The organism is Anaerococcus sp. Marseille-P3625 (assembly GCF_900232825.1).
GTDB lineage: Bacteria > Bacillota > Clostridia > Tissierellales > Peptoniphilaceae > Anaerococcus.
In genome coordinates, this window is sequence record NZ_OCTP01000010.1 from 361,989 (window position 1) to 388,885 (window position 26,897).

The following is a 26,897-nucleotide window of genomic DNA, read 5'->3' on the forward strand; positions in this document are numbered from 1 at the left end:
TAGGAGGGTATTATGCTCGATTTAAATGCAAAACTTACAAGCTTTAGGAAAATGGTTTGGGGTGAAGCAAAAGCAAAAAGTGAAGATGAATTGTATAATTCAACAATTGTTAATAGTAATCAAATTGAAGATAAAAAAGAAAAACTAGAAAAAGATTTAGAAGAATCTTTGATAGCTCGAAGAAATTTCGCTCAAATTAGAGCAAATGAAAAAATTTCAAAGCTAGAAGAAGAACAAAAGACCAATTTTTATTCCCACAAAGAATTACTACTTAATGATTTGATAGAAGCAATAGAAGAAAAGTTAGAAAATTATACAAAAACTGATGAGTACAAAAATAAACTAAAAGAAAGCATTGATAATACCATAGATAATCTAAAAGAAGATCCAAATGATTATTTAATTTTGGTCAAAAAATTAGACACTAAATATCTTGATTATCCAAATCTTGGTATTATGGATGATAAATATCTTGGTGGTTTTATATTAAAATCAACTAAGGGCAATTACCAATATAACAAAACATATCTAAAAATGATCAAAGATAGAAAATATGAAATTGGTAAAACTTTGTACAAATTAATTGAAAGAGAGAGTTTTAATGAATCCAATAATTAAAACAATAAATGGACCTGTTGTTACAGCAAAAAACGCAGGAAAACTTAAAATTCGCGAGATGGTTTCAGTTGGTAAACTTAAATTAATTGGTGAAGTTATTTCTGTAGAAGGAGAGCTTGCTACAATAGAAGTTTATGAAGATACATCTGGATTATCTAGTGGCGAAGAAGTTATTTCTACTGGTAGACCTCTTTCTGTAAAACTTGGACCAGGTCTTTTGAAAAATATGTTCGATGGAATAGAAAGACCACTTCTAAAAATACAAGATAAGCATGGAGCTTTTATTCCGCAAGGAATTGGTTTTGAAAATTTAGACGATGAAAAAAAATGGGATGTAGAGATAAAAGTTTCTAAGGGTGATCAAATTCACAAGGGTGATATTTACGCTACCATTATGGAAACAAAAACGATAGAGCATAGGCTTATGAGCAGTTTTGATGGAACTGTAATCGATGTTAAAGCTTCAGGCTCTTATACTCTTGAGGATACTATTGTAAAATTATCTACAAAAGAAGGCGAAAAGGAATTAAAACTTTATCAATATTGGCCAGTAAGAGTTCCAAGACCAGTAAAAAAAATTAGACCACTTGAACTTTTATTAAATACAGGCCAAAGAGTTCTTGATATATTTTTACCTATAGCTAAGGGTGGAACTGTTGCTATACCAGGTGGGTTTGGAACAGGAAAAACTATGCTCCAACATCAACTCGCTCAATATTCTGATGCCGATATAATTATTTACATTGGTTGTGGAGAGCGTGGAAACGAAATGACCCAAGTACTTGAGGAATTTCCTGAATTAATAGATCCTAATACTGGTTATGGTCTAATGGAGCGAACAATTCTTATAGCAAATACCTCAAATATGCCAGTAGCAGCTCGTGAAGCTAGTATTTATACAGGAATTACAATTGCCGAATACTTTAGAGATATGGGTTACCATGTAGCTTTGATGGCAGATTCTACATCAAGATGGGCTGAAGCTTTGCGTGAAATTTCTGGTCGTCTAGAAGAAATACCTGCAGAAGAAGGCTATCCTGCATATTTAGGAAGTAGACTTTCTCAATTTTATGAAAGAGCAGGATATTTTACAAATCTAAATGGCTCAGAAGGATCAGTTACAATAATAGGTGCTGTATCTCCATCAGGTGGAGATTTCTCAGAACCAGTTACAGAAAATACTAGAAGAAGTGTCAACGTATTTTTAGGACTTGATAGAAAACTTGCTTATTCTCGTCATTATCCTGCAATAAACTGGTTGACATCTTATTCAAATTATCTTGATACTATAAAATCATATTATATTGAAAAAACAGGCATAGACATAATTGCTATTAGAAATGAGCTTATGAATGTTTTGTTAAAAGAAGAAGAAATTAAATCCATTTTAATGCTAGTAGGTAAAGATGCTTTATCTGATAGCCAAAAAAATATCCTAGATGTTGCAGAACTTATAAGAGTAGGATTTTTACAACAAAATGCTTACAACGATATTGATAAATATGTTCCATTAGAAAAACAAATTAGAATGCTAGAAGTTATAAATAATTACCTCAAACATTCTTCCAATGCTATAAAAAATGGAGTAAGCTATAAAGATTTATACAATTCTAATCTTATAAATGAAATTACACAAATGAAATATACTATAGCCAATGACAACTTGGAAAAATTCATAAATTTAAATAATGAAATTGAAAATTATTTTATTTCATTGGAAGGAGGGATTAACTAGTGAAAAAAGAATATACAAAAGTAAAAAAAATAGAATCCTCCATCATAGAAATAGAAAATGTTTCTGACGTTAGTTATAACGCTGTAGTATCAATTCGTGCTCTTGGCATGGATTTTGTAGGACAAGTAGTAAAAATTGATGATGAAACTATTTCAGTCGAAGTTTTTGGAAATACTGAGGATTTTTCCTTAGATGACATAGTCATTAATTTTGAAGAAAAGCCACTAGCAATTCCTTTAAATGAAAAAATTCTAGGAAGAACTTTTGATGGCCTAGCTCGTCCAATTGACAATGGTGGGGAAATTTATGCAGAAAAAAAATATTCCATTGAGGGAGAACCATTAAATCCAGTTGCTCGTGAATATCCTCGTGATTTTATCCAAACTGGTATTTCTGCAATTGATACTCTTACTACTTTAATTCGTGGACAAAAATTGCCAATATTTTCAGGCTATGGTTTAACCCATAATCAAATTGCAGCTCAAATTGTTAGACAAGCAAAGCTAAAAACAGATGAAGACTTTGCTTTTGTTTTTGCAGCTATGGGAATAAAAAAAGATGAAGCAATGTTTTTTGAAGATGCTTTTAATAAGGCTGGAGTTCGTGATAAGGTTGTAATGTATCAAAATCTTGCTGATAGTCCCATTATGGAAAGACTGATAGCACCTAAATGTGCTTTGACAGCTGCCGAATACTTGGCTTATGAAAAAGGCTATCACGTTTTGGTAATAATTTCAGATATGACATCATACTCAGAAGCCTTGCGTGAAGTTTCTTCAATTAGACAAGAAGTTCCTTCTCGTAAGGGTTATCCAGGATATTTATATTCAGATTTGGCGACAATTTATGAAAGAGCAGGAATGATTAGAGGTAAAAAAGGATCAGTAACACTAATACCAATTCTTACTATGCCAAATGATGATATAACACATCCCGTTCCAGATTTGACAGGCTATATCACAGAAGGACAGATAGTTATTGATAGATCCTTATTTAATAAGGGAATATATCCGCCAATAAATGTTTTACCATCATTATCAAGACTTATGAAAGATGGAATTGGAGAAGGTTATACCAGAGCTGATCATGAGGACTTGATGAATCAGATATATGAATCATATTCTCATGTTGGTGAAGTTAGAAATATTTCACAAATTGTCGGTGAAGAAGATTTATCAGAAATTGACAAAAAGTATCTTGAATTTGGTGATGAATTTGAAAAAAGATTCTTATCTCAAGATCCTACTGAAAATAGAGAACTAGAAAAAAGTCTTGATTTAGGTTGGGAAATTTTAAGCATTTTACCAAGAACAGAACTTCATAGAGTAAGTCCAGAAAATTTGGATAAGTTTATAGGTAAGTAATATGGAAATTAAATCTACAGCTCCTACCAAAGCTAATCTAATTGCCTCCAAAGATAAGCTTAAACTCCTTAATACTGGTTTAGATATTTTGGATAAATCAAGAAAAGCTTTAATAAAAGCTCACGATAGCAAAATTAAACAAAGAAATGAACTTAATGACCAGGTAAATGAAAGCTTAGAAAAAGTTAGGAAAAATTTCAAAAAATCGATGGTGACCATGGGAGAATCAAAGCTTGCTGATATTTCAAGACTTATACCAGTAGATAATAGTATTAGCTTAAAGGAAAGTGAATTTATGCAAACAAAAGTCTACGATATAGATTTTGTGCCATCAAAACTTTCCTTATCTTATTCATTTTATGAAACTAATCCTAGTTTTGATAGAGCTCTACTTTCTTTTAACGAATTAAAAGGGAAAATTTTAAAACTTGCAGAAATTGATACGACAATTAACAATTTAGATAGACAAATAAAAAAGACAAGTAAAAAAGTAAATTCATTAGAAAAAGTACAAATACCTAAGCTTGAAGATACGATCAAGGAAATTTCTTCGCTCATAGAGGAAAAGGAAAGAGAAGAATTTTCAAAGACAAAAATGGTAAAAGATAGAAAACTTACAAAAAACACCGACAACTAAATGGTCGGTGTTTTTATGTTTCTTTTACTTGATATTGAAATTTTACTTAAATCTACCAAAGAAATTGTATCATAATCTAAGATGTCAGGATCTTTTATAGATCTTTGCATGGATGCTGAAAGTGCTAATCCAATTTCAGCTAGACAAATTAGCTGGAAGGTTCCTCCAGAGGATAGAAAAGGTAAGGGAATACCCGTTACAGGCATAAGTCCAATTGTCATAGCGATATTTTCAAAAATATGGATAAAAAGCATTGCAGCAATTCCAGTTACCATATTGCTTACGAAGGTATTGCGAGAATTTTTTGCTATTTTTACTAATCTTAAAATAACTATAGCAAATAGAATTATAAGAATTACAGCTCCTATAAATCCCATTTCTTCTGCTAAAACAGAAAAGATAAAATCGGTTTCTTTTTCTGGAATATAACCATATTGTGATTGAGTTCCTTTCATATAACCTCTACCATTTAACATTCCAGATCCAATAGCAATAAGCCCTTGTTGTTGTTGCCAGTTAGATCCTGAAGTATCTCTGTTAGGATTTAGAAAGTTTTGAATTCTATCGGCTCTATAACCAGATAAATTTGTAAAAATTATAAATCCGACTGTTAAACCTGCAAATAACAAAATTAGTATCCATTTCCATGAAATTCCTGCCACAAATAGCATAGCAGCAATAAAAAATAAATAAACCATAGCCGTACCAAAGTCTGGTTGTAGTAAAATCAATCCAACTGGAAATCCAACAAAAATCAAACTTAAGATTAATCTTTTTGGCTCATTAATGGTCAATTTGTATTTGTCAAGGTAGGCAGCAAATGAAAATATCAATAAAATTTTTACTATTTCTGATGGTTGTATAGAAAATGAACCAATATAAATCCAAGATTTTGCTCCCCAGGCATCCAATCCTCTACCTATAAGCAAAGTTAATATCAATAGGACAATAGATATTCCGTAAATTACCCGAAAAGATCTTTTTATAACATCAAGATCCATTGTACATAAAATTCCTATGGTAATAAATCCAATTATAGTTGATATCAACTGAGTTTTAATTGCAGAAATATTTCCCCCATAAGCTGATAAAAGGACTACAAGTCCATATACACTTAAGGCAATTGTCGATATAAGCAAAAGTAAATCTATATCTTTAATATTTTTCTTCTTTAAATTAAACATTATACACTCCCTATTCTAAAGTATTATTATACCATTTAATCTAAAATTCATAAATATGTAATAACAATACAAGAAGAGTATAGTTTTTAATAAAGGAAAAGGTGATATTATTTTAAGTAAAAGTGAAATTAAAAAAGTTTTAAGTATTTTAGATAAACTTTATCCAGATCCTTCAAAGAATCTATTAAAATTTTCGACTGCTTTTGAAGCTCTAATTGCTACTATGCTTTCAGCACAAAGTACAGATAAAAGAGTAAATGAAGTCACAAATAAACTTTTTAAAGTGGCAAATACGCCAGAAAATTTTAATAATATGGAATTAGCTGAGCTTGAAGATTGGATAAAATCTATAGGGATTTACAAAACTAAAGCTAAAAATATAAAAAAAACAAGTGAAATTTTATTAAAAGAATTTAATGGTCAAGTTCCAAGAACAAAAGAGGAACTCATTACTCTACCTGGAGTAGGTGGCAAAACTGCAAATGTAGTCTTAGCTAATGCTTTTGGAATACCAGCTTTTGCCGTAGATACTCACGTTTTTAGAGTTTCAAACAGGATAGGTCTCGCCGATGGTAAAGATGTGATAGCTACTGAAAAAGATTTAATGGAAAATATTGATAAAAATCGCTGGAATTTGACCCATAAACAACTTATTACCCATGGCAGAGCAATTTGTAAGGCTAGAAATCCTCTTTGTCTTTCTTGCCCCATAAATGAATTTTGTATAGATTATAGGAGTAAAAATGATTAAATTATTTGCAATTGATATGGATGGAACCTTATTAAATAGCAATTCTGATATTAGCGAAAAAAATATTGAAGCTATCAAAGAATTAAATCAAGCTGGGATTAAAACAGTTTTGACTTCTGGAAGAGTTTCATCATCTGTCGATTACTTCAATAAAAAAATAGGAATTGATAATCCAATGGTTGCCAATAATGGAGCAGTTATAAAATTAAGCAATGATGAAGTATTGGCAACTCATCCCTTAGATGATGATGAATTAGTCAATCTATTAGAGTTTTGTGATGAAAATGAATTTTCTTTTAATTTTTATGATTCCAATACTTTTTACACCAATCGATTAATCATCGAAAGGCTTAATCATTTAAAAATCCAAAGTGATTATGGAATGAATTACCAATGCGACATTTATGTTTCTTCTAATCCTTATAAGGAGCTAAAAAGAAGGAAACATATGGCAAATAAGATGTTAATATCAGGACTTGATAGCCATCCTTATGGCCAAGAAAAAGCTGTCAAAATCATAGAAGATAGATTTTTAGACGAGCTTTATGTAACATCTTCTGGTTTTGGTTTTATAGAAATAATGCATAAGAATGTAGATAAATGGTCATCAATTTTAGAATTAGCAGCATTTTTGGGTATAAATAGTAATGAAATTGCAACAATTGGGGATTCTTTTAATGATCTTCCAATGATAGAAAATTCTGAAATTTCTTTTGCTATGGGAAATGCTAATGAATCTGTAAAAAATGCTGCAAGTCATGTTGTTTTGGATAATGATTCAAATGGGTTTGTTAATGCTAAGGATATAATAATAAATTACAATAAGGAAAATCCAAGTGTTTAATATTGTTCTTTTATCGCCAGAATATCCAGGCAACGTTGGAAATATTGGAAGAACTTGCGTTTTAACAAAATCAACCTTACATTTAGTAAGACCTTTTAAGTTTGATTTATCTGATAAATCATTAAAAAAAGCAGGAATTGATTATTGGGATAAGCTTGATTTAAAAATCCATGATAGCTTAGGAGAATTTGAGGAATTTATCAAGGATAAGAATTTTTATCTAATAGAAACTGGTAGTGATAAAGCATATGCTGATGTTAGATTTAAGGACAATGATTATTTGATTTTCGGTAGAGAAAAAGAAGGTATTGATAAGGATATTTTGGAAAAAAACAAAGAAAAAATACTAACAATACCAATGACAAAAGAAATAGATAGGTCTTTAAATCTCGCAAATTCGGTTAGTATTGTACTTTATGAAGCATTAAGACAAAATAATTTTAATTTTTAGGAGATGATAAGAATGTATGATTTAATAATATTAGGAGCAGGTCCAGCTGGCTTAAGTGCAGGACTTTATGCAGGTAGAGCTAAATTAAATTGTTTAATAATTGAAAAAGCAGTTCCTGGTGGACAAATATCTTCAACTGCATATGTAGAGAATTATCCAGGATCAATGGAAGATCCAACTGGAATGGCTTTAGCTGAAAGAATGAGAGAGCAAGCAAGTGAATATTGTAAAATTTTATCAGCAAATGTCACAAAAGTAGAATTGGAAGGAAAAGTTAAAAAAATCCACACAAAAGATGGTAGCATTTACGAGGCAAAGGCTGTAATAATTGCAACTGGAGCAAGCCATAGGAATTTAGATGTAAAAGGTGAAAAAGAATTTGCAAGTAGGGGAGTTTCCTATTGTGCAACTTGTGATGGACCATTCTTCACAGACCTTGATATATTTGTTGTTGGTGGAGGAGATAGCGCCCTTGAGGAAGCCTTACATCTTACAAAATTTGCAAAATCTGTAACTATTATCCACAGAAGAGATTCATTTAGAGCAAGCAAGATTGTTGTTGACAAATGTGAAAATAATGAAAAGATAAAATTCCAATATGATTCTGTAATTAAAGAGATCAAAGGCGACAATCAAGCTAAATCAATAATTATAGAAAATGTCAAAACTGGCGAAGAAAAAGAATTAAAAAGTGATGATAATCAACCAATTGGGGTATTTATATTTATAGGATATCTTCCTCAAACAGAAATTTTCCAAGATCAAATAGAAATGGAAAATGGATATATAAAAACCGACGAAGATATGAAGACAAATATAGAAGGAGTATTTGCAGTTGGAGATACCAGGGTCAAAAAAGTTCGTCAAATGGTAACTGCCACATCAGATGGATGCATAGCAGCAGTGATTGCTAATAGATATCTAGAAGGCGAAGCATGGTAACAATTTAATCAGGAAAACTTTTCCATGGATTAATAACTTGACAAATTCATAACAGATAGTTAAATAATTATGAATGAAAATTTTAGGAGGAACAATGACAACAAAAGTAGCGATTAACGGTTTTGGTAGAATAGGACGTCTTACACTTAGAAGAATTGCAGAAATTGAACAAGATATTGAAGTAGTAGCAATCAATGACCTTATTGACAAACATGGTCTTGCTTATGCCTTTAAATATGATACAGCACAAGGAAGATTCAAAGGTGATTTTGAAGAAACTGAAGAAGGATTTAAAGTTAATGGCAAAGAAATAAAAGTTTTTGCTGAAAGAAATCCAGAAGATTTACCTTGGGCAGATCTAGGAGTAGATGTTGTTCTAGAATGTACAGGATTCTTTACTGAAAGAGAAAAAGCAGAATCTCATATCAAAGCTGGAGCTAAGAAAGTTTTAATTTCAGCACCAGGTAAAGGTGATATGAAAACTATCGTTTTTGGTGTAAACCATGAAATACTTGATGGATCTGAAACAGTTGTTTCAGCAGCAAGCTGTACAACAAACTGTCTTGCACCAATGGTAAATGTACTATTAAAAGAATTTGGTTTTGTTACAGGTCAAATGTCAACAATTCACGCTTATACAGCTACACAAGCTATTCAAGATACTCTAGCAAGTAAGAAAGATCTTAGAGGTGGTCGTGCAGCAGCTCAAAATACAATTCCAGCATCTACAGGTGCAGCAAAAGCAGTTGGAAAAGTAATTCCAGAAGTTGAAGGCAAACTTGATGGTACAGCTTTAAGAGTTCCTACAATTACAGGCTCAGTTACAGAATTATATTCAATTCTAGAAAAGAAAGTTACAGTTGAACAAGTAAATGAAGCTATGAAAAAATACTCAAACGATGCCTTTGCTTATGAAACTGAAGATGTAGTATCAAGCGATATTATTGGATACCCAGCAGGTTCAATATTTGATTCTCAACTTACAAAAGTTGTTGAAAATGGAGATACTCAATTAGTTAAAACTGTTGCATGGTATGATAACGAAGCAGGATATGTATCAAACCTTGTAAGAACATTAGATTATTTAGCTAAACTATAAGAAATATTTGAGGGCAAGGGAAATTATTCTTTTGCCCTTTTTTGCGCATGGAGAAAAATTATGAATAAAAAAACTATAAAAGATATAGATGTTAAAGGCAAGAAAGTTCTTGTAAGAGTTGATTTTAACGTTCCTTTATCAAAAGAAAATAAGGGTGCAATTGCCGATGACGCTAGAATTAAAGCTGCAATCCCAACAATTGACTATTTACTAGACAATGGAGCTTGCGTAATCTTGATGAGCCACTTAGGTAGACCAAAAGGGGAAAATAACGCAGATTTTAGCTTAAAACCTGTTGCTAACTGGTTAGAAAATCACTATGGCGAAAAATTCCATTTCCTAGCTTCAGATCTTGTAGTTGACGATAAGGTAAAAGATGAAGTTAAGAACTTAAATCCTGGAGATCTTGCACTTTTAGAAAATACAAGATTTGTAAAAGGCGAAACAAAAAATGATGAATCTTTTGCAAAAGAATTAGCTTCACTAGCAGATATTTATGTTAATGATGCATTTGGCACAAGCCATAGAGCACATTCATCAAATGTAGGAGTTGCTAGTCTTTTACCATCAGCTGTTGGTTTGTTAATTGAAAAAGAAATTGACATTATGGGCAAAGCCTTAGAAGATCCTGAACATCCATTTGTAGCAATCCTTGGTGGTGCAAAAGTATCTGATAAGATTGGTGTAATCGATAATTTAATAAGTAAAGTTGATACCATTCTAATCGGTGGTGGTATGGCTTATACATTTTTAAAAGCTCAAGGCAAAGAAATAGGAAAATCACTTCTTGAAGAAGACAAAATGGATTTATCTTTAGACTTAATCAAAAAAGCTAAAGCAAATAATGTTGAAATTCTTCTTCCAATTGATGCAGTAATTGCTGATGAAATAAAGGCTGGAGCAGAAACTCAAATTGTTGATATCGACAATATTCCAGTAGATAAAGAAGCTTTAGACATTGGACCAAAGACAGCAGAAATGTTTGCTGAAAAAATTAAAAATGCTAAAACAGTTGTTTGGAACGGACCTATGGGAGTATTTGAAATAAAAGAATTCTCAAATGGAACAAATGAAGTTGCAAAAGCTTTAGCAGATTCTTCTGCTATAACAATTGTAGGTGGTGGTGATTCTGCACTAGCTATAGAAATGGCTGGATTAAAGGATAAAATAACTCACGTTTCAACAGGTGGCGGTGCTAGCTTAGAATTTTTGGAAGGAAAAACTCTTCCAGGAATAGCAGCAATTGAAGATAAATAAGGAGATATTATGCGTAAACCAGTAATTGTTGGAAATTGGAAAATGAACAAGACTCCAAGTCAAGCTAAAGAACTATTAAATGCAATTAAAGAAAAAGAACTAGATTCAGAAGTAGAAGCAGGCGTTTGCGTACCAGCTATTGACTTAACTTTAGCATCAGAAATATTAGAGGGTACTAATATCAAATTTGGTGGACAAAATATGTATTTTGAAGAAGAAGGTGCCTTTACAGGTGAAATTTCTCCACTAATGCTAAATGATATCAAAGCAAACTATGTAATATTAGGCCATAGCGAACGTCGTGATATTTTTGGCGAATGCGATAAACTTATAAATAAAAAAGTTCTATCTGCTTTCGCTCATGATCTTACACCTATTCTATGCTGCGGTGAATCTTTAGAAGAAAGAGAAGCGAATAAGCAAGAAGAAAAGGTAAAATCACAAATTACAGCAGATCTTAAAGATGTAAGCGAAGATTTAGTAGAGAAGATGATCATTGCCTATGAACCAATTTGGGCTATAGGAACTGGAAAAACAGCATCTGCTGATGATGCAGAAGCAATGTGTGCTTACATTAGAAACTTAGTTGCTGATTTATATACAAAAGAAACAGCTGAAAAAGTTCGTATTCAATACGGTGGATCAGTAAAACCAGCAAACGTTAAAGAATTAATGGCAAAAGAAAATATCGATGGTGCATTAGTAGGCGGAGCAAGCTTAAAAGCAGATGATTTTGCTGCTTTAGTAAATCATAGAAAATAAATAAAATTAATAAGGAGATTTTAAAATGAGTTTAATAACAAGTGTATATGCAAGACAAATTCTTGATTCAAGAGGAAATCCAACAGTTGAAGTAGAAGTTGAAACAGAAATGGGTGGCTTTGGTCGTGCAGCTGTACCTTCAGGTGCATCAACAGGACAATGGGAAGCAGTAGAACTTCGTGACGGAAACGATGATTATTATTTAGGTAAGTCTGTAATACAAGCAGTAGATAATGTTAACGAAAAAATAGCAGAAGAATTAATTTTAAACTACGATGTATTTGATCAAATTGCCATTGACAATGCAATGATAGAACTTGATGGAACAAAAAATAAAGGAAATCTTGGTGCAAATGCAATTTTAGGTGTATCATTAGCTTGTGCAAAGGCTGCTGCTGATGAATTAGGACTTCCACTTTACAATTATATAGGCGGAGTTAATGCAAAATTATTGCCAACACCAATGATGAACATCTTAAATGGTGGCGAACATGCTGATAACTCTGTTGATATTCAAGAATTTATGATTTTCCCACTTGGAGCAGATAGCTTTGCAAATGCTCTACAAATTGGTGCAGAAGTATTCCATAGCCTAAAGAAAGTTTTAAAAGATAAAGGTTACAACACAGCTGTAGGTGATGAAGGTGGATTTGCTCCAAACCTTAAATCAAATGAAGAAGCCCTTCAAATAATCGTTGAAGCTATAGAAAAAGCCGGATATAAAGCTGGCAAAGATGTTTATATAGCAATGGACTGTGCTGCAAGTGAATTTTACAACGCAGAAGATGGTAAATATCATCTTGAAGGAGAAGGCACAGTTTATTCTGAAGAAGAAATGATAGACTGGTTAGAAAGCTTAGTTGAAAAATACCCAATTATATCAATTGAAGATGGTCTTGACGAAAATGATTGGGAAGGTTGGAGAAAACTTACTGACAGACTTGGCAAGAAAGTTCAATTAGTTGGCGATGATTTATTTGTAACTAATACCGAAAAACTTGAAAAAGGTATCAAAGAAGGAGTTGCTAACTCAATATTAATTAAAGTTAACCAAATTGGTTCTCTAACAGAAACTCTCAATGCAATTGAAATGGCAAAAGAAGCTGGATACACTGCAGTAGTAAGCCACAGATCTGGCGAAACAGAAGATGTTACAATAGCAGATCTTGTTGTTGCAGTTAATGCTGGACAAATCAAAACAGGTGCTCCTTCAAGAACAGATAGAGTTGCAAAATATAACCAATTGCTAAGAATTGAAGAAGAACTTTGGGATAGTGCTGAATTTAAAGGATTGGACGCATTTTACAATCTTAAAAAATAATAAAAAAATAAAAATCTAAAAGCAGCTTAAATGCTGCCTTTAGATTTTTTTATGAAAAATAAGCCTATTAAACGTTTATAAAATAATTAAAGGAGTTTTTATGAAACTTATTTGCTATAAAAAATGTACAACCTGTAAATCAGTTGAAAAAATGCTAGAAGAAAAAGGAATTAGCTACGAATATAGAGATATTAAAGAAGAAAATCCTACTGCCAAAGAAATAAAAGATTGGCATGAAAAAACAGGTCTTGAGATAAAAAGATTTTTTAATACTTCTGGAAAAATTTATAGAGAAAATAACATTAAAGATAAATTAAAATCAATTACTTTGGACGAAGCATATCAATTATTATCAACAGATGGAATGCTTGTAAAAAGACCGATACTTTTTACTGACGATGGGAAAATTTATATAGGACCAGATGTTAAAAAATATATAGAAAATTTATAAAGCCAAGGATTTTGCAAATATTGACTATTACAATAAATTTTACTTGTAATGGTCAATTTTTTTTGTTTTATTTTTAATGATTTGATATAATTATCCAAATAAGAAAGGAATTATAATGAAAAAGAAATTAGATTTTAAAGAAATTCTACTAATAGGATCCTTGCTTTTTGGCTTATATTTTGGGGCTGGAAATTTAATTTTCCCACTAGAATTAGGACAAAAATCAGGCTATAACTTAACACCCGTAACGATTGGATTTTTAATATCTGGAGTAGGACTTCCTGTAATTGGAATTGTTGCAGCAGCACTTACAGATAGCGAATCTTTATTTGAAATGGTAAGGCCCGCTGGGGATAAATTTGCTTATTTTATGACGATTCTACTATATTTAACAATTGGACCTGGTTTTGCAATTCCAAGAACTGCCACTGTCTCTTACGAAGTTTCACTAAAGGGAGTGTTAAATATTAGCGATGGAATTACACTCTTGCTTTTTTCCTTAGTATTTTTTGCTTTATCTTTATATTTCGCCTTAAATAAGGGTAAACTTGTAGATACCATAGGAAAGTATATGACGCCGATATTTTTAGTTTTATTAGCAATTTTAGTAATATTATCTTTGATAAATCCTATGGGACCACTAAAAAGCATAGAGCCAACTAAAACTTATGCAAATAGTCCTTTTATAAAAGGAATTGTTGATGGATACAATACACTGGATGCACCAGCATCTTTGGCTTTTGCAGTAATCATTATTGGAGCAGTTAAAGAATTAGGAATTAAAGAACCTTCAAGAGTTGCATCAGAAACATTTAAATCTGGTTTAGTTTGCCTGGTTGGAATGAGCTTGGTTTATGCTATGCTTGCAATTTTGGGATCTGAATCTACAGCAATTTTTCCAATACAAGAAAATGGTGCCTTGGTTTTAGCAAAAATATCTCATTATTATTTAGGAAAATATGGACATATTCTTCTTAGTTTAATTGTGACTTTAGCTTGTTTAAAAACTTGCATAGGATTGATATCTGCTTGTTCTGAAATGTTTAATAAATTATTAAAATTTGACATTTCTTATGAGAAGTATTGCTTTATTTTTGCTGGAGTTTCGTTTTTAATAGCAAACTTAGGCTTAAATAAAATAATTTCCTTATCAATACCAGTATTAATGTTTTTGTATCCACTATGTATTGTGTTGATTATTCTTTCACTTTTATCAAAGAAATTGGGTAAAAACCAAATTATTTACAAGTGGACGCTAGGTTTTACATGTATAGCAGCATTTTTTGATTTTTTAAAAAATTCACCAGAAATAATTTCTAAGAGTAATATTGTAGAAAACTTTTTGGCTTTACCAAAGGGAATTTTACCAGGCTTTGATTTGGGATTTTCATGGATTAGTTTGGGATTAATAGGATTTATAATAGGCTTTATTATTGATAAATCAAAAAATAAAAGTAAAATTTGATATAGTGCTGGCAGCTAGACTGCCAGTTTTTTTAAGAGGAGAATTATGAGATTAAGATTTAAGGCAAATGCCATTCCAGAAATGAAAGAAAATCCAAAAATATTCTTCTATCCTAGAGATAAAAGAGGAAAGTGGAGTGAAGTTTTTGGCAATACCAATCCAATTTATCTAGAAGTGGGAGCTGGCAAAGGGGATTTCGTAATTGAAATGGCAAAAAAACATCCTGAAATAAATTTTATAGCTCTTGAGATGAATACAAATGCTTTTGTTATCGCTAGTAGGAAAATAAAAGAAGAGGAATTGGCAAATGTAATTGGATTAATAGATCACGCAGAAGATTTAAGAGATATTTTTGGTAAAAAAGAAATAGATAGGATTTTCATCAACTTTTCTACACCTTGGCCAAAAACCAAGCACCACAAAAGACGTCTAAGTCATCCAAGATTTTTAAATATTTATAAGGACATTATAAAAGATAGTGGAATTATTGAACAAAAAACTGATGATAAAGACTTTTTCTTAGATTCCTTAGAATATTACAAAGAATTCCCATTACAAATCTTAGAAATTGACTATAAATTAGATATGGAAAAATCAATAGTAACTGAATATGAGAAAAAATGGCGTGACAGGGGAAAAGATATTTATTATTGCAAAGTTAAATTATGAAATTAAATAATCTTTATAATTTATATTAAAATTTCTTAAGTATTGACTTTATTTTATTAAGAAAACCCGTATAGTAACATTAAAATATATATAAAGGAATTAATATGACTAATAAAAAAAATAAAACAAATAAAAAAGTTTTTGGATTTTTGATTGCAATTATTTTGATATTAGCTCTGGGAGCTTATATAATTTCTAATTTAAAATCCAAAGAAAAAATAAGCATATCTTCAGAAACTGTTGAATCTTCTTTAAAAGAAGCAAAAGAGCTAACAACTCTAAAATACAATTATAAAAATGTGGCATCTTACGAAAATAGTCAAGAATTTCACGGAATCACCCTTCCATTTACTACAAAAAAATTCTTGTATACCTACCAAGGAGAGATTAATGCAGGTGTTGATCTTGACAAGGCAAAAGTTGATGTAAACGAAGCTTCAAAAATTATAAGTGTAACTTTACCACAAGCAAGCATTTTAAGCCATGACATTGATGAAAATTCTGTTATGGTTTATGATGAGAAAAATTCTATCTTTAATCCATTGAAATTAGAAGATTACTCAGATTTTAGAAAAGAAGAAGAAGCAAAGGTCGAAAATGAAGCTATTGATAAAGGGCTTTTGGAAGAAGCCAAAGAAAAATCAGAAAAAGCAGTAAAAGAAATTTTAGAAATAAATCCTATAATTTCAAAAGAATATACTATCAATATAAAGTTTGAATAAAATATAAAACCTCTTTACTAATAAAGTAAGGAGGTTTTATTTTATTAAAGAAAATATGAATGTGACTAAAGGGTAGAGAATTATTTGATGACTTAGATAGATTGGCATAGCTAATCTGCCAATTTTTGCTAAAATATTATCTTTTCCTTTATTTAAAAGCAAGTTTTCCTTATTTAAGTATTTTCCAAGACAAAATCCTGTTAAATAAATAAAAATCCGAGGTAATATTGGGAAATAATCACTTGAATTGAAATTATTGGATGGGAAACCTAAAAAAAATAGATTTTTATCGTAAATGCTTCTAAAAAATTCAATATTATAGAGACTTCCCCTAGGAATATTGTAAGTTATTACAAATAAAATAAAAAACAAATAGAAAAAATTATTTTTAATATATTTTTGAAATACACCAGTAATTACCATAGAAATTCCTAGACCATTTAATACTCCCCACAAAATAAATTGCTCAGGAGCTAGGAGGTAGGTTGCAATAGTTATTGCAAAGCCAATTAAGCTTGTAAAAATTCCCCTTTTTATATTTTTTTCTGGACTTAAAAAATTAGAAGTTATGCCAGAAATGATAAAAAAAGAACCAGCTATTGAAAATTGCCATATTCTATTTAATAATGTCCCATCATACCAGGATACTTGATGGTAAAAGTTTATATTGTAAATTAGATGAAAAAGCACCATAGATATTATAGTAAATCCACGGAACTTATCGATATTATAATTTCTTTTCATGGTTTAATTATAACACTTTTAATAAAATATTAAATTAAATCCAATGAATAAAAATCAATAAAAAATACTGTTTAAAATAATGGTTTAGAAAAATATCATTATTTCAAACAGTTATTAGAATTATTTAGAAAGTTCTTCAATAATTTTTTTAATCTGTGCTGGTAGGTCTTTTGGAGTTCTTGCAGTGATTATTTTATTATCAACTACTGTTTCCTCATCAACCCAAATTGCTCCTGCATTTTTTAGATCGGTTGAAATTTGTTTTACAGATGTTGCTTTAACACCATCAAGAATTCCTGCTTCCACCAATAGCCAAGGACCATGGCAAATTGCAGCAACTATTTTACCATCATCGTGCATTTTTTTTACAAAATCAATTGTAGCTTGGCATTTTCTCATTGCATCTGGAGAATAACCACCTGGAACATAAACTGCTTCATAATCGCTAGCTTTTACTTCTGAGCTTGCAATATCAGATTTTACTTTTAGTCCACCAGATTTTCCTATATATTCCTTATCTTTTTCGCTTCCTACTAAATCAACTTCAAAATCTTCTCTAAATCTATGGTAAGGATAAAGTAATTCGCTTTCTTCAAAATTATTTTCAATTAAAACTGCTATTTTTTTCATTAAATTTCCTTTCTTTTTTATCTGTCTATTAATTCTTACCCATTATTGATTTCTTATATCTAAATAGAAAGGTGAAGCTTCTACTTTCTTACCAATTCTCTTTTTTAAGCTTAGTAAATAGAGATTTTCTTTAGCTCTAGTCATTGCCACATAAAAAACTCTTCTTTCTTCTTCAAGATTATTTTCATCATCTCTAAGCATTGGGAACTCATTTTTCACTAAATCTATAATAAAGACATTGTCATACTCTAAGCCTTTAGATCTATGAATTGTCGATAAAATTAAATTAGATGAAGTTAACTTTTGATTCATTTTTTCATATTTTCTTATTTTTTCGTGAAATTCGTCTAAACTTTTGAGATCTTTTGTAAAATTAATAAGACTTTCAATATACAAATCTTTGTTATAAATCAATTCATAATATTTTTTTGAGAATGTATCTATATAAGTTCCATATCCCAAATAAGTGTAAATATAGGATATTTTTTTATCTAAGTGAAGTTTTCGCAAATGAATTAATTTTCGTTTTACATTAGCTAGATGATAAGATTTTTCATCATCGACTATTTCTTCAAGATAAGAAAAAACATCTAGATTTTTTGGCTTGTAAACTAGTTTTTTTATTTCTTCTTTGTTAAGATAAGTATTTATCTTATAATAAATTTCAGAAAATAGGTCAACATTATAAAAATCATTAGAAAATTCAATAATATTTTCCAAATCTCTAATGATTTTGGAATTAAAATAATCATATGATGGAAAATTTATTGTAAAATCCCTATCATCTTCAATTAAAAAGCTTATTAAATTTAAGCAAGAAATATTATTTCTATATAAAATAGCATTAGATACTTTAGGATCCATATGATCAATTATATATTTGTAGGCTTCTTTGCTATCACTGAGATTTGCCAAATGGACTTTATTTCCCAAATCTTTTTTTGTAAAAATATTTTTTTCATATCTATTAGTATTTTGTTTTATAAACTTATGGCAAACTTCTACAATATTTCCACTAGATCTATGATTTTCATCCATACTAATAAATTTTGCATTGGGATAATTTTCTCTAAAATTTAGCAAATAAGATGGTTCTGCAGCTCTAAAGCCGTAAATTGATTGATCATCATCAGCAACTATCATTAGATTATTATTAGGAGCTACAATTTTTTCAATAATTTTAAATTGGAGAATTGAGGTATCCTGACCCTCATCTAATTGAATATATTTATACTTATTTCTGATTGATTTTAATAAGTTTGGATAAGTATTTATTAATTCTAGGGCTAAAGTTTGCATATCATCATAATCTATGTAAAAATTATCTTTTTTAAATTTTTCATAAGATTGATAAATTAAATTTATATTTTTTATTTGAGAATTTTTAAGATAGCTAAGGCCAGAAAGAGAATTTCTCATATAACCAACTACAGAAAAAAAGTTTTTCATATCTTCATCTGACATGATTCTTTTATTTGTCTTATAATAAATTTCTTTAATTAAATTATATTTGTTGTAAGAATCATCGGCTTCTAAAATTTTTAGCTCCAAGTTGTGTTTTTTGTAGAAATTTCTTATTACAAGATAGCAAAAAGCATGGATTGTCATAAAATTAGTATTTAACTTATCCCTTTGACTTTCTTTTAGATATCTATTTTTCATATCAACAGCTTGGCTTCTACTGAAAGTTAGATTTAGGATTTTATTTGGATCAATATCATTTGATAAATTTTTAATTCTTTCTAAAAGCATTGTAGTTTTTCCTGAACCAGGGACAGCAAGTACCAAACAAGGTCCATCTTTGTGATTAGCAGCAAGCTTTTGTTTTTCCGTTAGTTTCATATAATAATAATACCATAATAAAGAATGAAAATATATTACTTTTATATTAATAAAAAAATAACGTTTTTATTTTATTTAATTATAATATATGTTTACTTTTTGGCAATTCTTGGCAAAGTAATTTTTCGATGTATGATTATTAGGAAAATATTTTCTTTTATCTATATTATATAATCGTAAATAGGGGGATTAATTTGAATCGATTAGAACTAGAAAGTCTAAGCAAAGCTGATTTGGTTATTAACGATATTTACAATAACCTAGCTAGTCGCATAAAAGCAAGTCCACTTGGCTTATGCCCAGTTGAAGTAACTAAATCATTTCTTGAATTGTGTTTAGCTCAATCATGTGGAAAATGTATTCCTTGTAGAATTGGACTCTTACAATTAAAAAATTTGATGGATGATGTTTTAGAAGGTAGAGCAAATGACAATACTTTGGATTTAATAGAGCAAACTTCTAAAATGATTTCTGAAACAGCTGATTGTGCAATTGGAACTGAAGCCAGTCACATGGTTTATGTCAGCATAACAAGTGCTAGAGAAGAATATGAATATCATGTACATAATAATCGTTGCCTAAGCAAAACATCTACACCAGTTCCTTGCGTTGGATTATGCCCGGCTCATGTTGACGTTCCAGGTTATCTTGCCATGATTAAAGAAGGCCGTTACCAAGATGCAGTTAGAGTAATTAGAAAAGATAATCCGTTTCCAACTACTTGTAGTTTTATCTGTGAGCATCCTTGCGAGGCAAGATGTCGTAGAAATATGATAGATAGCTCTATAAATATTAGAGGACTAAAAAGATATGCCGCAGATAAGGCAGGATTTGTAAAACCGCCTGAAGTTGGGTCATCAACTGGTAAAAAAGTTGCTATAGTTGGAGGAGGACCAGCTGGTTTATCAGCAGCTTATTATCTTCAACTTATGGGTCATCAGACTACCGTATTTGAAATGTTACCAGAATTAGGTGGTATGCTTAGATATGGAATACCAAATTATAGATTGCCAAAAGAAAGACTTGATGAAGACATAAAAGCAATCTTAGATACAGGCGTTGAAGTTAAATATGGCATTAAGATTAGTAGAGATTTGACTTTAAATGATCTTAGAAATAATTATGATGCAACGTTAATTACAATTGGAGCGTCTACTGATAAGAAACTAGGCTTGGAAGGCGAAGATGCAGACGGAGTAATTTCTGCAGTAGATTTTCTTCGTGGAGTAGGTTTAGGCAAAAAAATGGACTTAAAAGGCAAAAAAGCTGCTGTTATTGGTGGTGGAAATGTTGCCATGGATGCTTTAAGAACTTTAGTAAGGCTTAATGCAGAAAAAGTAACTTGTGTATACAGAAGAAGAGTTTCTGACATGACAGCTTTGCCAGTTGAAATTGAAGGTGCCGTAGCTGAAGGATGTGAAATGTTAACCTTAAAATCTCCTTCAAGGCTAGAAATAGAAGATGGAAAATTAAAAGGCATTTGGGTAAGTCCTCAAATGATTTCAAATATTAAAAATAACAGAGCTTCAGTAAAATCTAACGGTATGGAAGATGAATTTATTCCTTGCGAAGTTTTGGTCGTTGCAATCGGTCAAGATATTGAAAGTTCTTATTATGAAAAAGAAGGCATACCAGTTGAAAGAGGAAAAATTTTTACCTTAGCTAATGGTGGTTTTAGAGGAATTCCTGGATTATATGCTGGTGGAGATTGCCAATCAGGACCTGCAACGGTTATAAAAGCAATTGCAGCAGCAAAAGTAATGGCAGCAAATATTGACCAATACTTAGGATACAATCATCAGATTACTTGTGATGTTGAAATTCCAGATGTTGATCTTGAGGATAAGTTTTCTTGTGGCAGAAGTGAACTACCAGAAAGAGAAGCAAGTATAAGAATTAGAGACTTTGAATCTGTCGAACTAAATATGGAAGATGGTGCAGCTATGCAAGAAGTTTCTAGATGTTTAAGATGCGATAAAAATGGATTTGGTATTTTTAGGGGAGGACGTATAGAACAATGGTAAAGGTAACTATAGATAATAAAAATATAGAAGTTGACGAAGGAACTACCATTATTGAAACTGCAAAACTTGCTGGAATAGAGATACCACATCTATGTTACTTAAAAGGCATAAATCAAATTGCGTCTTGTAAAGTTTGTTCAGTTGAAGTAGAGGGTATAAATAATCTAGTTACAGCTTGCAATACTCCTGTTAGTGAAAATATGGTCATTCATACAAATTCTCCAAAAGCTATTCTAAATAGAAAAAAAGCAGTTGAATTAATATTATCCGAACATGATGCAAGATGCCCAATGTGTATAAGAAGTGGAAATTGCTCTTTACAAAAATTATCTAACGATTTAAATATAAGGCAATTGCCTTTTACAGAATACATAATTAAACAAGATTGGGATGAGAATTTCCCACTAATAAGAAATTCAGCTAAGTGTATAAGATGCATGAGATGCGTACAGATTTGTGATAAGGTTCAGGATTTAAATATTTGGGAGCTTAGTGGCACTGGTCTTAGAGCTAACATTGATGTTTCTGGCTATAACTCAATAAATGAATCTTCATGCTCACTTTGTGGCCAATGCATAACTCACTGTCCGGTTGGAGCTTTGGTAGAAAGAGATGATACAGATTTATTACGGGAGGCAATTTTTGATCCTAACAAAACTGTGGTAGTACAAGTTGCACCAGCTGTAAGAACAGCTTGGGGAGAGGAGATGGGTCTAGCTAGAGAAGAGGCTACTGTAAATAAAATTTTCGATGGACTAAAACAAATAGGAGTTGATTATGTTTTTGATACAACATTTTCTGCAGACCTAACAATAATGGAAGAAGCAACAGAATTTTTAGAAAGATATACAAAAGGTGAACTTAAAGATAGGCCAATGTTTACATCTTGCTGTCCTGGATGGGTTAGATTCATCAAGGGTCAATATCCACATTTAGTAGGTCAATTATCCACAGCTAAATCTCCAATGCAAATGTTTGGTTCAGTAATGAAGTCATATTTCGCTGAAACATTGAACAAAGATCCTTCAGAAATATTTTCAGTAGCTGTAATGCCATGCCTTGCCAAAAAAAGTGAAAGAGAAAGAGATTTATATTACAAAGAATTTGCAGGTCATGATACAGATTGCGTTATAACAACAAGAGAACTTATAAGAATGTTTAAAATAGCAAATATCAATCCAAAGACATTAATAGATGCTGATCCTGACGATTTATTTAAAGATGGATCTGGTGCAGGTGTTATCTTTGGATCAACTGGTGGAGTAATGGAAGCAGCTTTAAGAACTGCCTATCATTCATTAACTGGAGAAAATCCTTCAGCCGATGCATTTAAAGTTGTAAGAAGAGATTCTGAAAAAACTGGATTAGTAGAAGCTAATTTCAAAATTAATGATATAGATTTACACATAGCAGTTGTAAATGGTTTGGCCAATACAAGAAAACTTATAAATGATCTAGAAAATAGTAAAAAACATTTTGATTTTGTTGAAGTAATGGCTTGCCCTGGCGGTTGCGTAGGTGGAGGAGGTCAACCAATTCATGATGGAGAAGAACTTGCTTTTACAAGAAGCAAGAATTTATATTTCTTAGATAAAAATGCAAATCCAAGATTTTCTCACGAAAATCAAGATATAATAAATCTTTATGAAAATTTCTTTGGAGAACCTAATAGCCATCTTGCTCATCAACTATTGCATACTGATCATTATAGTTGGCAAATGCCAAATGTTTCAAAAAACGAAGAACTATATTATTCAACAATTGACTAATAAAAATAATTATTACTTCTTAAAACTACCAGCTAAGCTGGTAGTTTTAATTTATACTTAATTTGTTGTATAAAAAGTCTTAGAAATATGATAAAATAATAGTAAAGTATAGATATACGGGGGTTATAATGCTTACAACAAATTTTTTAAAATCTAGAACATCTACTAGAGAGTATAAAGATGAAAAACTTGATGAAACAATTACAAAAAAAGTGTTTGACTTAGTTGATGAAGAATCAAAAAAATTAGGAAAAGAAAATCTTGACTTTATTTTTAATACAGATGGTAAGAAAGTTTACGATGCATTAAATGGTATTGCAGGATATAAAGGAGTAATGATTAAAGCTCCAGCTTATATAGCAGTTGATGCTAAAAATAATGACCCTATTACAATAGTAAAAGGCGCTTATGGAGTTGAAGAGCTAATAACTCATCTAAATAAATTAGGACTTGGTACTTGTTGGATAACAGTTAGTGATGTTGACGAAAAGATTAAACAAAGAGCTTTTGACTATGAAAAAGGAGATATTAATATTCTTCTATCAGTAGGTTATCCAGCTGATCCAGAAGTTAGAGAACATAAGTATGATGATAGAATTGCAACAGAAGAATTAGTATTCTTTGGTGATTTTGATACACCAGCTACAGATGAAGAATTAGAGCAAAGAGGCCTTAATAACATCTTTGATTATGCCAAATTTGCACCATCAACTAATAATGCTCAACCATGGAGATTTTTGATTGTTGATGATGAAATTCAATTGTATATAGAAAACTATAAGGGTTATATTAACCTTATAGATGCTGGAATTATGATGTATTATATAGATGAATTAAGCAGAGCTTATTCAATGCCAATAGGATTTGATATCGATCCTAAGATAACATCAACAGAAAAATATACTTATATAGGAAAGACAAAAATGTAGATAGGGCGCTTTGGCGTCTTATTTACTTAGAGAAGGTAATAATGATTAGATTATACACTGAAAATGATTTTGAAAAAATGAGAGCTGCTGCTGAAATATTATGTCAAACTCATTTAGCAATAAAAAAAGTTATAAAAGCAGGTATTTCTACAAAAGCTTTAGATGACTTTGCCAATAAATTTATAGTAGACCACAAAAAAGCAATACCTGCACAATTGGGTTATGGAGATTTTCCATACACTTTATGTATATCAGTAAACGATGAGATATGCCATGGATTTCCATCAGATTATATCTTAAAAGATGGCGATTTAGTATCAATTGATAATGTAATTAATCTAAATGGAGGTTTAGCTGATTCTTGTTGGTCATACAAAATTGGAGATTTATCTGATAGAAATCAAGAACTAATGGATACGACCCTCTTTGCCTTAAATGAAGCTATAAAAGAAGCAATTCCAGGAAATAGGATTGGTGATATTGGAAATAGAATACAAACTATAGCAGAAATCGACCATGATTTTTCTGTAATCCGTGACTTTATAGGCCATGGCATAGGTAAAGAAATGCACGAAGATCCACAAGTACCGCATTATGGCAAAGCTCACAGAGGACCACGAATTCAAAAAGGCATGGTATTTACCATTGAGCCTATGATAGCTAGTGGCAATTGGCAAAGTAAAATAGATGATAATGGTTGGGTAGCAAGAACTGTTGATGGCTCCACTTGTTGCCAATTTGAACACCAATTAATAATTCATGAAGATGGGCCAGAAGTAATTACAGATCAAAGTAAGTATCAACTAACTGATGATGATCTAGCTTTTATTGATGCTTACAAATTTTAGAAAAGGAAGTTTATGGATTTAGTTTCGGTAAATAATGAAAAAACTAAAGATTATTTTGAATATTTATATGATGAAGCCTTTCCAGAATATGAACAGGTTGAAATACAAAAGCTATACAAACTAGCAAATAAAGAACTAATAGACATTAATTTGATAGCTCACAATGATGAATACACGGGACTTGCAGTAATTTTCCTAAATGATGATATCAATCTATTATCATATTTTGCAATTGATCCGGAATATAGGGGAGAAGGACTTGGAAGTAAGTCTCTGGATGTGCTTTTAGATTCTTATGATGACTTGATGATAGAAATAGAAAGCACAAAAGAACACCAGGCTTCAGACATTATGACCAGAAAAAAACGCAAGAATTTCTATATTAGAAACGGATTTTATAATATGGATAAAGATATAAACTATTTTGGAACTGATATGGAACTTATGGTAACAAATGAAGATGCTTCAATTAATGATTATTTTAACACATATCAAAATATTTTTGATAAAGACTATATAAAAGAAAACATAAAAGTTCTTGCTTGATAATAAATAGATTTAAATTATATTTTAAATTATAAACATTGAAAAAAATTTAACTCAAAGTAAAGTGGCTATGTAGAAATATAATTAAAAAGGAGAAGTTATGAAAAATTATAAATCATTAATTTTAGGATTATTCCTAACGGGAGCTATTTTAACAGCTTGTGGTAACCAAAAAGAGGATGCAAAAACAGACGATTCTGCTAAAACTGAAACAACTGAAACAACAGAAGCTGATACAAGCAACGAAGAAGCTACAACAGAAGATAGCAAAGAAGAAGAAAACACAGAAACTGAAAATGCTGACGAAATCAAAGGCGTTAGCAAAGAAAACAATATAGTTGTTGACAAAGAAAATAAAACTGTAACTATTTACACAACATTCAACGGTAAATTCTTAACAGAATCAACAAGACACTTAGTAGTTTCTGAATCTGGTAAATTTGGTGATAAACCAGTATTTATTTCTTATGTATCACCAGCAGATTTCCACCAAGCACTATTAGATATTGGTGCTGAAGCAGGAAATAACATGACACCAGAAAATGCAGAAGAAACAACATCAGAAGGATCACACCTTGACATCACAGCTTATTGGGCTGGAAATGAAGATGGTAAAAATGTAAATGAAATTGTTAAAGATTCTAATGGAAAAGATTTAGATATTAGATTTACAGGAAACTTAGATCGTTCAAACGAATTTAAAACAGGTTGTATTTCTTGTCTAGATTCTTGTACAGTTGGAATTACTTCAAATGCTAACTATCCACTTGGTTCTGTTGAAAAAACAAAAATTGTAGAATATAGCATTGATAAAGACAATGCTCCAGAAGATGGAACACCAGTAGCTCTAGTATATTCAATTAGAGATTAATGAGGCTTATAGATAAAGTTTCCAGATATATCATAAGTTCGATCATACTATTTACGCTAGCATCAAGCTTAATAAGCCTAAGTGTCTGGCTTGATATGAGATTACACGCAAGGCATGTAGTTTATGTATGCTTTGCCATAATGCTCTTATTTATAATTTTAAAAGATTTTAAAAATCCAAAGCCATTATTAATTGGCGAGCTTGCTATGATTATCATATTTTTTCTAGGCAAGTTTAATAGGGTTGCTTATGAGTTAAGAGAAGCTTTTAAAATAGGATTAAAAATTTATGATTTTAAGATTGTTTTGATAGTAGTAATCATAATTACAAGCTTTATAACTTTTTACAATTACTACAAAAATCTTAGAAACATAGAAAATAGTTAATAAAAAGCAGATGAAAATAAATTCATCTGCTTTTAA

Annotated in this window: 27 protein-coding genes; 23 read left to right on the top strand and 4 right to left on the bottom strand. The window is 30.7% G+C overall.

The genetic code is table 11. The features are described 5' to 3' along the window. The first annotated feature begins 12 nt into the window (after positions 1–12). The 4 genes from CS884_RS03065 to CS884_RS03080 are packed head-to-tail and all read left to right on the top strand — an operon-like array spanning position 13 to position 4,354. The gene (locus tag CS884_RS03065) at positions 13–618 is read left to right on the top strand and encodes an ATPase (protein WP_099320599.1); all 606 of its coding nucleotides are present in this window, start codon (positions 13–15) and stop codon (positions 616–618) included. After that, entirely contained in the window at positions 602–2,353 is a 1,752-nt protein-coding gene (locus CS884_RS03070; protein ID WP_099320600.1) for a V-type ATP synthase subunit A, read from the top strand. The genes CS884_RS03065 and CS884_RS03070 overlap by 17 nt, the downstream gene beginning before the upstream one ends. Continuing rightward, positions 2,353–3,717, top strand: a complete 1,365-nt coding sequence (locus CS884_RS03075) for a V-type ATP synthase subunit B (RefSeq protein WP_099320601.1) — start codon at positions 2,353–2,355, stop codon at positions 3,715–3,717. Before CS884_RS03070 ends, CS884_RS03075 begins: the two co-directional genes overlap by 1 nt. A gap of 1 nt (position 3,718) precedes the next feature. Next, the gene (locus CS884_RS03080) at positions 3,719–4,354 is read left to right on the top strand and encodes a V-type ATP synthase subunit D (protein ID WP_099320602.1); all 636 of its coding nucleotides are present in this window, start codon (positions 3,719–3,721) and stop codon (positions 4,352–4,354) included. Here the strand turns inward: CS884_RS03080 and rodA are convergent. Continuing rightward, positions 4,351–5,538, bottom strand: coding sequence for a rod shape-determining protein RodA (rodA, locus tag CS884_RS03085; RefSeq protein WP_099320603.1), 1,188 nt, complete (start codon positions 5,536–5,538; stop codon positions 4,351–4,353). The genes CS884_RS03080 and rodA overlap by 4 nt on opposite strands. A gap of 106 nt (positions 5,539–5,644) precedes the next feature. Between rodA and nth the strand changes: the two genes are divergently transcribed. The 12 genes from nth (at position 5,645) to CS884_RS03145 (ending at position 16,272) form a co-directional block, all read left to right on the top strand. Continuing rightward, positions 5,645–6,289 (top strand): endonuclease III, encoded by a 645-nt coding sequence (nth, locus tag CS884_RS03090; protein ID WP_099320604.1) that lies wholly within the window; start codon positions 5,645–5,647, stop codon positions 6,287–6,289. Further along, the gene (locus CS884_RS03095) at positions 6,282–7,133 is read left to right on the top strand and encodes an HAD family hydrolase (protein ID WP_099320605.1); all 852 of its coding nucleotides are present in this window, start codon (positions 6,282–6,284) and stop codon (positions 7,131–7,133) included. The genes nth and CS884_RS03095 overlap by 8 nt, the downstream gene beginning before the upstream one ends. Continuing rightward, positions 7,126–7,584, top strand: coding sequence for a tRNA (cytidine(34)-2'-O)-methyltransferase (locus tag CS884_RS03100; protein WP_099320606.1), 459 nt, complete (start codon positions 7,126–7,128; stop codon positions 7,582–7,584). The genes CS884_RS03095 and CS884_RS03100 overlap by 8 nt, the downstream gene beginning before the upstream one ends. Positions 7,585–7,596: 12 nt before the next feature. Continuing rightward, positions 7,597–8,526 (top strand): thioredoxin-disulfide reductase, encoded by a 930-nt coding sequence (gene trxB / locus CS884_RS03105; protein ID WP_099320607.1) that lies wholly within the window; start codon positions 7,597–7,599, stop codon positions 8,524–8,526. Positions 8,527–8,620: 94 nt separating this feature from the next. Next, positions 8,621–9,625: a type I glyceraldehyde-3-phosphate dehydrogenase gene (gap, locus tag CS884_RS03110; RefSeq protein ID WP_099320608.1), complete on the top strand. Its 1,005-nt coding sequence runs from the start codon at positions 8,621–8,623 to the stop codon at positions 9,623–9,625. A 60-nt stretch (positions 9,626–9,685) separates the two neighbouring features. After that, positions 9,686–10,882 (top strand): phosphoglycerate kinase, encoded by a 1,197-nt coding sequence (gene pgk, locus CS884_RS03115; RefSeq protein WP_099320609.1) that lies wholly within the window; start codon positions 9,686–9,688, stop codon positions 10,880–10,882. 9 nt (positions 10,883–10,891) lie between these two features. Next, positions 10,892–11,644, top strand: coding sequence for a triose-phosphate isomerase (gene tpiA, locus CS884_RS03120; RefSeq protein ID WP_099320610.1), 753 nt, complete (start codon positions 10,892–10,894; stop codon positions 11,642–11,644). A 25-nt stretch (positions 11,645–11,669) separates the two neighbouring features. Further along, positions 11,670–12,965 carry a phosphopyruvate hydratase gene (gene eno, locus CS884_RS03125; protein WP_099320611.1) on the top strand — a complete coding sequence of 432 codons (1,296 nt, stop codon included), beginning with the start codon at positions 11,670–11,672 and terminating at the stop codon, positions 12,963–12,965. Between the two features lie 100 nt (positions 12,966–13,065). Beyond that, complete coding sequence (locus CS884_RS03130) at positions 13,066–13,416, top strand: Spx/MgsR family RNA polymerase-binding regulatory protein (protein ID WP_099320612.1); 351 nt, start codon at positions 13,066–13,068, stop codon at positions 13,414–13,416. Positions 13,417–13,531: 115 nt separating this feature from the next. Continuing rightward, on the top strand, positions 13,532–14,881 hold the full coding sequence (brnQ, locus tag CS884_RS03135; RefSeq protein ID WP_099320613.1) for a branched-chain amino acid transport system II carrier protein: 1,350 nt from the start codon (positions 13,532–13,534) through the stop codon (positions 14,879–14,881). A gap of 45 nt (positions 14,882–14,926) precedes the next feature. After that, a complete protein-coding gene (gene trmB, locus CS884_RS03140) occupies positions 14,927–15,550 on the top strand; it encodes a tRNA (guanosine(46)-N7)-methyltransferase TrmB (protein ID WP_099320614.1) in 624 nt (207 codons plus the stop codon). A 104-nt stretch (positions 15,551–15,654) separates the two neighbouring features. Continuing rightward, positions 15,655–16,272, top strand: coding sequence for a DUF4230 domain-containing protein (locus CS884_RS03145; protein ID WP_099320615.1), 618 nt, complete (start codon positions 15,655–15,657; stop codon positions 16,270–16,272). 36 nt (positions 16,273–16,308) lie between these two features. Here CS884_RS03145 and CS884_RS03150 read toward each other — a convergent pair whose 3' ends face one another. From CS884_RS03150 to CS884_RS03160, 3 genes are all read right to left on the bottom strand, one after another. Further along, complete coding sequence (locus CS884_RS03150; RefSeq protein ID WP_099320616.1) at positions 16,309–17,016, bottom strand: heparan-alpha-glucosaminide N-acetyltransferase domain-containing protein; 708 nt, start codon at positions 17,014–17,016, stop codon at positions 16,309–16,311. Between the two features lie 120 nt (positions 17,017–17,136). Beyond that, positions 17,137–17,646: a type 1 glutamine amidotransferase domain-containing protein gene (locus CS884_RS03155; RefSeq protein ID WP_099320617.1), complete on the bottom strand. Its 510-nt coding sequence runs from the start codon at positions 17,644–17,646 to the stop codon at positions 17,137–17,139. Between the two features lie 42 nt (positions 17,647–17,688). Next, positions 17,689–19,488: an ATP-dependent helicase gene (locus CS884_RS03160; RefSeq protein WP_099320618.1), complete on the bottom strand. Its 1,800-nt coding sequence runs from the start codon at positions 19,486–19,488 to the stop codon at positions 17,689–17,691. A 194-nt stretch (positions 19,489–19,682) separates the two neighbouring features. Between CS884_RS03160 and CS884_RS03165 the strand changes: the two genes are divergently transcribed. From CS884_RS03165 to CS884_RS03195, 7 genes are all read left to right on the top strand, one after another. Further along, entirely contained in the window at positions 19,683–21,512 is a 1,830-nt protein-coding gene (locus CS884_RS03165) for an NAD(P)-binding protein (protein ID WP_099320619.1), read from the top strand. Continuing rightward, positions 21,506–23,281 (top strand): [FeFe] hydrogenase, group A, encoded by a 1,776-nt coding sequence (locus tag CS884_RS03170; protein ID WP_099320620.1) that lies wholly within the window; start codon positions 21,506–21,508, stop codon positions 23,279–23,281. Before CS884_RS03165 ends, CS884_RS03170 begins: the two co-directional genes overlap by 7 nt. A 128-nt stretch (positions 23,282–23,409) precedes the next feature. Next, the gene (locus tag CS884_RS03175) at positions 23,410–24,210 is read left to right on the top strand and encodes a nitroreductase family protein (RefSeq protein ID WP_099320621.1); all 801 of its coding nucleotides are present in this window, start codon (positions 23,410–23,412) and stop codon (positions 24,208–24,210) included. Between the two features lie 41 nt (positions 24,211–24,251). Next, positions 24,252–25,058 carry a type I methionyl aminopeptidase gene (gene map / locus CS884_RS03180; protein ID WP_099320622.1) on the top strand — a complete coding sequence of 269 codons (807 nt, stop codon included), beginning with the start codon at positions 24,252–24,254 and terminating at the stop codon, positions 25,056–25,058. Between the two features lie 12 nt (positions 25,059–25,070). Then, positions 25,071–25,604, top strand: coding sequence for a GNAT family N-acetyltransferase (locus CS884_RS03185; RefSeq protein ID WP_099320623.1), 534 nt, complete (start codon positions 25,071–25,073; stop codon positions 25,602–25,604). Positions 25,605–25,704: 100 nt separating this feature from the next. Next, positions 25,705–26,475 (top strand): YdjY domain-containing protein, encoded by a 771-nt coding sequence (locus tag CS884_RS03190; RefSeq protein WP_099320624.1) that lies wholly within the window; start codon positions 25,705–25,707, stop codon positions 26,473–26,475. Then, positions 26,475–26,861 (top strand): hypothetical protein, encoded by a 387-nt coding sequence (locus CS884_RS03195; RefSeq protein ID WP_099320625.1) that lies wholly within the window; start codon positions 26,475–26,477, stop codon positions 26,859–26,861. The genes CS884_RS03190 and CS884_RS03195 overlap by 1 nt, the downstream gene beginning before the upstream one ends. Positions 26,862–26,897: the final 36 nt, after the last annotated feature.

Bases quoted from the DNA above. Each gene is read 5' to 3' on its own strand.
- CS884_RS03065 (WP_099320599.1), top strand. From the start codon at position 13: ATGCTCGATTTAAATGCAAAACTTACAAGCTTTAGGAAAATGGTTTGG.
- CS884_RS03070 (WP_099320600.1), top strand. From the start codon at position 602: ATGAATCCAATAATTAAAACAATAAATGGACCTGTTGTTACAGCAAAA.
- CS884_RS03080 (WP_099320602.1), top strand. From the start codon at position 3,719: ATGGAAATTAAATCTACAGCTCCTACCAAAGCTAATCTAATTGCCTCC.
- rodA (WP_099320603.1), bottom strand. From the start codon at position 5,538: ATGTTTAATTTAAAGAAGAAAAATATTAAAGATATAGATTTACTTTTG.
- CS884_RS03095 (WP_099320605.1), top strand. From the start codon at position 6,282: ATGATTAAATTATTTGCAATTGATATGGATGGAACCTTATTAAATAGC.
- trxB (WP_099320607.1), top strand. From the start codon at position 7,597: ATGTATGATTTAATAATATTAGGAGCAGGTCCAGCTGGCTTAAGTGCA.
- gap (WP_099320608.1), top strand. From the start codon at position 8,621: ATGACAACAAAAGTAGCGATTAACGGTTTTGGTAGAATAGGACGTCTT.
- pgk (WP_099320609.1), top strand. From the start codon at position 9,686: ATGAATAAAAAAACTATAAAAGATATAGATGTTAAAGGCAAGAAAGTT.
- tpiA (WP_099320610.1), top strand. From the start codon at position 10,892: ATGCGTAAACCAGTAATTGTTGGAAATTGGAAAATGAACAAGACTCCA.
- eno (WP_099320611.1), top strand. From the start codon at position 11,670: ATGAGTTTAATAACAAGTGTATATGCAAGACAAATTCTTGATTCAAGA.
- CS884_RS03130 (WP_099320612.1), top strand. From the start codon at position 13,066: ATGAAACTTATTTGCTATAAAAAATGTACAACCTGTAAATCAGTTGAA.
- brnQ (WP_099320613.1), top strand. From the start codon at position 13,532: ATGAAAAAGAAATTAGATTTTAAAGAAATTCTACTAATAGGATCCTTG.
- trmB (WP_099320614.1), top strand. From the start codon at position 14,927: ATGAGATTAAGATTTAAGGCAAATGCCATTCCAGAAATGAAAGAAAAT.
- CS884_RS03145 (WP_099320615.1), top strand. From the start codon at position 15,655: ATGACTAATAAAAAAAATAAAACAAATAAAAAAGTTTTTGGATTTTTG.
- CS884_RS03150 (WP_099320616.1), bottom strand. From the start codon at position 17,016: ATGAAAAGAAATTATAATATCGATAAGTTCCGTGGATTTACTATAATA.
- CS884_RS03155 (WP_099320617.1), bottom strand. From the start codon at position 17,646: ATGAAAAAAATAGCAGTTTTAATTGAAAATAATTTTGAAGAAAGCGAA.
- CS884_RS03160 (WP_099320618.1), bottom strand. From the start codon at position 19,488: ATGAAACTAACGGAAAAACAAAAGCTTGCTGCTAATCACAAAGATGGA.
- CS884_RS03170 (WP_099320620.1), top strand. From the start codon at position 21,506: ATGGTAAAGGTAACTATAGATAATAAAAATATAGAAGTTGACGAAGGA.
- CS884_RS03175 (WP_099320621.1), top strand. From the start codon at position 23,410: ATGCTTACAACAAATTTTTTAAAATCTAGAACATCTACTAGAGAGTAT.
- map (WP_099320622.1), top strand. From the start codon at position 24,252: ATGATTAGATTATACACTGAAAATGATTTTGAAAAAATGAGAGCTGCT.
- CS884_RS03185 (WP_099320623.1), top strand. From the start codon at position 25,071: ATGGATTTAGTTTCGGTAAATAATGAAAAAACTAAAGATTATTTTGAA.
- CS884_RS03190 (WP_099320624.1), top strand. From the start codon at position 25,705: ATGAAAAATTATAAATCATTAATTTTAGGATTATTCCTAACGGGAGCT.
- CS884_RS03195 (WP_099320625.1), top strand. From the start codon at position 26,475: ATGAGGCTTATAGATAAAGTTTCCAGATATATCATAAGTTCGATCATA.